This window comes from Gluconacetobacter entanii, from assembly GCF_003206495.1.
Lineage (GTDB): Bacteria > Pseudomonadota > Alphaproteobacteria > Acetobacterales > Acetobacteraceae > Novacetimonas > Novacetimonas entanii.
On record NZ_NKUF01000082.1, the window covers coordinates 1 to 5,599 of the forward strand.

The window sequence follows — 5,599 nt, forward strand, 5'->3', positions numbered from 1 at the left end:
AGCGAACCATGTTCGGAAGAGCAGGCTTCGAACTCCTCAGGGCTCGTGTCCTCCAGCCCGCATAATCAAAAACATCATCACGAAAAGTGCGGAAGAACCCAGTTCTCAGTGAAAATCAACAGCCACACGCGGTATGGTCGTGGCGCGAGCGCTGTCGAGGTTCAGGGATCGTACATACTCCAGGCGTTCCAGCAATCGCAGGATATTGCGCGCGGCTGGTGACAGGGGCGGGTTACGCAGCCACGAGAGCGAGGAGGCACTGCGATCGCCACGACGCTCCAGCATTTTGTCCAAACGACAACGGGTTTCCGGCGGCAGATCCCCTGCAAGGACGTCATGGACAAGGTGATCGGCCTGCTGGCGAGCACGGCGCACCAAGGCTTCAATGACAGTGACCGACGGCAGGAGAATGCTTCGGCGACGCATCTCGTCAATCAGGATCGCAGCCATGCGGGATGGCTGGGTCACATGATGTGCAATTGGCATCGCGAAACCGGTCATGTCATGAAATGCCGACCGATCGAAGGTTCGGTAGCCATAACGCTTCATCAGGTGGGCCAGATGGGATCGACTGGTTTCGTCACGACGTCCGTAATGGGACCAGAGCCCAGGGGACAGGTCGAGCTGCCGCGCAACAAATGACAGAATGGGAGCCGGTGGTGTTTCACCAGATTCCAGCACCCGTCCCGGCCAGCGCATGTAGAGCATGACCATCGCAAAACCCAATCGGGAGGTTTCTCCGCGGCGGGTTGCGATCAGATCGAAGTCATCCTGGCTGAGTGTAAGAGACTGTTTCGTAATAAGTAACTTTCTAAATAAAAACCGTGCAATATCAATGCGTTACGGGAATGAAATGCCGGTAAATCAGTAAGGAGGGCTTCTAAGTCGGTCGTCGGCTTGAGGAGTGACCCTCGAAACAAAGAAAAGGGGGCCTATAGGCCCCCAAGGAGAGGAATTATGTTCGATCCCTGCAAAATATTTCCTATGAGAGAGTTTACTCCAAAGTGGAGCTTCTATGAGGAGCTTAAATTCTGGTTATTTTGTAAAGTGCAAGAGACTATATGGTATTTTATTGGCGACATGGTTTTGCGGCGCATACAAGAAAAGATCTTAGTACATTATTACTATGACCATCCTCATTCTGAGTTACATCATTAAAATCCGAATTCTTTAAATCGTACCCTTTAATTAATTTCTCAAGTAGTTTATCAATGTTTTCAGGTCCGTCATAAAATCGAATATCTCGAATTTCTACATTCGCAGGATGTAGAAGCTTAGCTATCCATTCTTTCGGCTTTTCATCAATCCCAAACCACCAAAAGTCTTCCTGATTTATGAATAAAAGCGATCTTTTGCTTGGCATGTCTTCAAAATTACACTTCTTGAAATCTTGAGGTATCTGCATACGATCTCACCATAAACTAGGAATAGGGCACAATCGCCTCAACATCAGGCGAATGAATGCTATACGGACAAAGGTTGCGCTGTTTTTCAACAGACGTTCCCTATCCACAGCCAAACGCCAGTAATCACCTAACCATGCAAAGCCGCGTTCGACCACCCATCTTTTCTCGGCGGGAACAAAACCCTTTGCAGGGCTGGTATGATTCTGCCCTATCTCAATATCACCGTTAAAATAGGTTTGGACAAAGCCCCGTAGCAATTCGCCGCGATAACCTTTGTCAGCGATGATCTTTTTAACTTTTGAATTGTTCCAACGGTTTTTGATCTTTTTCAAAACCGCCATACCACCTTTGGTATCGTGCATATTGGCTGGCGTAACCACGATATCGACCAACAGCCCAAGACTATCGGTAACAAGATGCCGTTTCCGACCTTTGACTTTTTTGCCGCCATCAAATCCACGGGTAACGGCAGCGGCATTCTTTCCGGTTTTCACACTTTGGCTATCCATAACCAGAAGGGACGGCTGGCCGTCTTTGCCAGCTTCCTCCCGGACCTCCTCATATAAGGTGTGATGGATTTTCTGCCATTTATTCTTTTTGCGCATAAGAACGAAATATCTATACACGGTCTGCCATGGTGGGAAGTCCTTGGGCAAGTTCCTCCATTTGCAGCCATTCACGGAGATATAAAATATAGCATCCACGACACGGCGCATGTCCGTCCCACGGGTCCGCCCATAATGGGTGTCACGCGGGATAAATTTTCTGATTTTCTGCCACTGGCTATCCGACAAATCGGTATCATAACCAGAACATTGAGCGAACATTGGCCGAAAAATCTTTCCTTTTGATTCGATAGGAGAATATAGCATATGACCGGCTGAAGGTACAGAAAAACTAGCGAAAACAGACGCATAATTCCCATTCTGGATATAAATTTCTGAATGTGATATAATCCGAAACGGTGCTTCGCAGCACTTCTACATTGAGGCGGCCTCCTATGTCGGGTGGCCTGCTGAATATAACACCCGGCTTTATGCCCGTGGGTGAACGGCGACGGCTGTTCACTTGGGGAATAGGCAGGGCGTGATTTTGCCTCAAAAGTAGACACGCTGCGAACCGCCGGGCGTCGGGCGTCGGGCGGTGTCGATTGGAAACGTGCGTCCGTCGCAGGACAAATTGAGGCTAAAATTATGTCTTTATCGGGAGAAGATATTCAATATCTTCAAAAACAAAACCCTGCCAATACTCCAAAAGTTTCACTATCTCCGGCAGATCAGGCATTATTATGGGCCAATTTGAAGCCCTATAATCGAATTGAATACGTTGCATGGTTTGCTTTGATACTTGGGGTGTTTGTCTGCATACCCTTGTTTTTCAAACAATACCGATGGAAAAAGGCAAGCCAGAAACTCGAAAAGGTTGGAATTGGCCCTAAATTAGGTGTTTTCCTAATAGGGTTGGTTTCTACCGCAGTCCAGCTTATGAAATTGCAGGAAATGGGACAATGAAATTCCTGCTTTCCTTGTTTTTCTATTGGCCGGGAAGGTTATTGATAGAAATACAATACCTGTTTCCGGCAGTAGGAAAAGTTATGGTTTCTGGAAGACGTAGAGAAAGCAAGTTTGCTGCCTTTGTTTTCTCCTTGGGTTTTTGGGCTACGTTGGGTTTCGTTTCCCTAGTCGTAATACAAGACCATGAAGATAAACATGCTTCCCAAAATCATCATATATCACATATAGGAAATGGCCATGCGTAATAAGCTGTCTGCATATTTAATTTTTGGGGCTGCGGTATTCACCGTTATTTCTCCTGCTTGGGCGAAGTATCCTGAACATTGGACCGGAAAGATTGAAGGCGGTAATGGGGATTTAACTATTACATCGAGCGACAACGGGTTACAGGGTGATTTGGATATTGGCGGTCCCGGTTGTGCTGGTAATGTGACGGGTCCGGCTTTGGAAACTGACACAGATATACTCATTTTGAAAAGCGATGACACCGGAAGTTGTGTAGTGCATTTGAAGAAATCAGGATCAAAGATCGTTAGCAGTAGTGAAGATGATTGCATCTCCCTTCATGGGGCAGCATGTGCGTTTTCGGGTGCCAAGATGACGAAAGCGAATTAGAATAGGGTGGTGTGAGATTAATCTCACACCACCCATACAGCGTTGATACGTATGGGCTTCTCAGATCGTTCTTAAAAGTTACTAATTACGAAACAGTCTCTAAAATGTCTCGTGATCTCGCGATCATCGACAGAAGGCTCGTAATGTCGGGCGAGAGCTTCACGGGTCAGAAGACGGCGCCGCGCCATGATCGGATGTCTCCTTCATGTGTCCGGAAGGGGATCATTGAACGGACGATCACTGGTTCACCTGCCAAGGCAGAAAAACAGCCGAAAGCCGAGTCTCATATAGATGGTACCATATTTTTTGCATTGATGGGGCGTTATACGTTACACTTTCCCGCATGACGCACACATTGATCGGCTATGCCCGATGCTCGACGGACAAACAGGACCTCGCGGTCCAGCAGCAGGAACTTCTCAAACTCGGTGTTGCTGCCGATCGCATCTACACGGACAAAGGCTTTACTGGCACGAACCGGGAGCGACCCGGCCTTGATCAAGCCCTTGCGGCTGTTCGCAGTGGCGATACTTTGGTCGTGCCAAAGCTTGATCGGCTGGCCCGATCTGTCCCTGACGCGCGAGCCATTGGCGATAGTCTGACAGCCCGTGGTGTGAAGCTTCAACTTGGGAGCAGCATTCACGATCCGTCAGATCCGATGGGTAGACTGTTTTTCAACATCTTGGCGACTTTCGCGGAGTTTGAAGCCGATCTGATCCGGATGCGCACCCGCGAAGGCATGGCGGTCGCCCGCGCCAAAGGCAAGCTACGCGGGAAAAAACCTAAGCTCTCTGACCGGCAGCAGAAGGAGCTTCGCCGGATGTATGATACCGGCGATTACTCCATCAGCGATCTAGCCGAAGTCTTTTCCATCTCTCGTCCGACAGTCTATCGAGCTCTCAGCAGAACAGCCTCAATGTTCTTGTCGGGTTCACTCTAAGCGTACGTAAAGTACACTTTCGTGTCGTGACCCCTATCATTGGAATTATAAATATTATAAATTCAAAACTATATTTTAAAAACAACAAGAGGAGCGATTCATTGCATCTCAACCGGAAAGCTCTCCCCCATCTCCCCGATAGTGTCTATCGCCCTGAATTCGACCTATCCCAACTTACTCCCGGCATCCTTCATCTCGGTTGCGGCAATTTTCATCGCGCCCATCAGGCCGTCGCCACACAGGCGGCCATCAACCGTGAAGGCTCGAACGGGCTGAAATGGGGCATCGTCAGCGCCACCATGCGACGCCCCGACCTAGTGAACCAGCTTCGGCCGCAGGATAATCTCTACACCCTGCTCACCCGCGTCGAAGACAGGACCGTCGCCTCCGTCATCGGCTCCATCCATGAGATGGTGTTTTCCGGTGACGAGGCGGTCGACCTAGCTGAACGCGTCGCCGATCCCCGGATACGCATCGTCTCCCTGACCGTGACGGCCAGCGGCTATTACCTGACCGCTGACGGACGGCTCGACCCGGAAGCGCAGGCAATCCGGCAGGACCTTTCGGCGCCGCATCCCCGCACGGCCATAGGCATTCTGGCGAACGGTCTCGCTCTGGCAAGACAGCGCGGCACTGTTCCTCCCGTGATCCTGTGCTGCGACAATGTCAGCCATAACGGCGCAACGCTCAGACAGGCCGTCATGGATTACGCTTCTCTACGTGGCGATGACCAACTGGCGACATGGATCGGAGAGACAGTTCAGTTCCCCGATACGATGGTCGACCGGATTGCGCCCTCAAGCCACGTCGATGACGTCGCGGATGCAAAGAAAGCCCTTGGCGGACTTGTCGATGCCGCGCCGGTTTCTGCGGAACCATGGTTTCAGTGGATCATTAGGCCGTTCGATGGCCCCCGCCCCTACTGGGAAGCCCACCCCGGAACGAAATTCGTCCAGAATGTCGCTGTCTTTGAGGCCGCCAAGCTCCAGATGCTGAACGGCAGCCACATGCTGCTGGCCTATACCGGGGGACGTACATAAAACGGGCACAGATATACGCTAAGGATTATCGGTGATTGTGATGGCTTGCCGGAGCGGGCGGAGTTTCCCTTCCGGGATGCCGGC

The 5,599-nt window shown here is 50.4% G+C and carries 7 protein-coding genes and 1 pseudogene; 5 read left to right on the forward strand and 3 right to left on the reverse strand.

All coding sequences use genetic code 11. The features are described 5' to 3' along the window. Positions 1-114: 114 nt before the first annotated feature. From CFR72_RS16015 to CFR72_RS16020, 3 genes and pseudogenes are all read right to left on the reverse strand, one after another. Positions 115-783, reverse strand: a pseudogene (locus CFR72_RS16015) (DUF4158 domain-containing protein); the annotation flags it as partial. Positions 784-1,069: 286 nt separating this feature from the next. Beyond that, positions 1,070-1,405: a hypothetical protein gene (locus tag CFR72_RS17355; RefSeq protein ID WP_146220765.1), complete on the reverse strand. Its 336-nt coding sequence runs from the start codon at positions 1,403-1,405 to the stop codon at positions 1,070-1,072. Positions 1,406-1,411: 6 nt separating this feature from the next. Beyond that, a complete protein-coding gene (locus tag CFR72_RS16020) occupies positions 1,412-2,233 on the reverse strand; it encodes an IS5 family transposase (protein WP_110914743.1) in 822 nt (273 codons plus the stop codon). Between the two features lie 366 nt (positions 2,234-2,599). On the opposite strand from CFR72_RS16020, the gene CFR72_RS17360 reads away from it, so the two are divergent. The 5 genes from CFR72_RS17360 to CFR72_RS16030 all read left to right on the forward strand — a co-directional run bounded on the left by CFR72_RS17360 (position 2,600) and on the right by CFR72_RS16030 (position 5,515). Beyond that, the gene (locus CFR72_RS17360) at positions 2,600-2,917 is read left to right on the forward strand and encodes a hypothetical protein (protein ID WP_146220766.1); all 318 of its coding nucleotides are present in this window, start codon (positions 2,600-2,602) and stop codon (positions 2,915-2,917) included. Beyond that, on the forward strand, positions 2,914-3,165 hold the full coding sequence (locus CFR72_RS17365) for a hypothetical protein (RefSeq protein ID WP_146220767.1): 252 nt from the start codon (positions 2,914-2,916) through the stop codon (positions 3,163-3,165). Before CFR72_RS17360 ends, CFR72_RS17365 begins: the two co-directional genes overlap by 4 nt. Next, a complete protein-coding gene (locus CFR72_RS17370; protein ID WP_146220768.1) occupies positions 3,158-3,535 on the forward strand; it encodes a hypothetical protein in 378 nt (125 codons plus the stop codon). Before CFR72_RS17365 ends, CFR72_RS17370 begins: the two co-directional genes overlap by 8 nt. 343 nt (positions 3,536-3,878) lie before the next feature. Beyond that, a complete protein-coding gene (locus CFR72_RS16025) occupies positions 3,879-4,475 on the forward strand; it encodes a recombinase family protein (protein WP_110914744.1) in 597 nt (198 codons plus the stop codon). A 101-nt stretch (positions 4,476-4,576) separates the two neighbouring features. Further along, positions 4,577-5,515, forward strand: coding sequence for a mannitol dehydrogenase family protein (locus tag CFR72_RS16030; protein WP_110914745.1), 939 nt, complete (start codon positions 4,577-4,579; stop codon positions 5,513-5,515). Positions 5,516-5,599: the final 84 nt, after the last annotated feature.